This is a genomic window from Gemmiger formicilis, from assembly GCF_018784445.1.
Lineage (GTDB): Bacteria > Bacillota > Clostridia > Oscillospirales > Ruminococcaceae > Gemmiger.
Genome location: NZ_WQOH01000047.1, coordinates 1 through 377, shown reverse-complemented (window position 1 = coordinate 377; position 377 = coordinate 1). Strand labels below are relative to the sequence as shown.

1 rRNA gene is annotated in these 377 nt (G+C 46.4%); it reads left to right on the top strand.

Annotation, left to right across the window (positions count from 1 at the left end):
• Positions 1-202: 202 nt before the first annotated feature.
• Positions 203-377, top strand: a 16S ribosomal RNA gene (locus GPK89_RS12145); the annotation flags it as partial.

Here is a 377-nt window from a genome sequence, read left to right as displayed (position 1 = left end):
AATATACAAGCTGTCACGGAGACGCGACAGCGCAGCAGGACCTTGAAAATTGAACAAAACTGAAACTTGTGGAACCTTGATCGTGGGTTTGGAAACCCACGTTAATCAATTCCAAAATTTACAAGTAATTCATACAGGACGCAAGCGATTGTGTCTGAGTGATTACAGCGATTTAACGCTTTTAAATGGCGATTAAATACCATTTATAAAGAGTTTGATCCTGGCTCAGGACGAACGCTGGCGGCGCGCCTAACACATGCAAGTCGAACGGAGCTGAGAGGAGCTTGCTTTTCTTAGCTTAGTGGCGAACGGGTGAGTAACGCGTGAGTAACCTGCCCTGGAGTGGGGGACAACAGTTGGAAACGACTGCTAATACC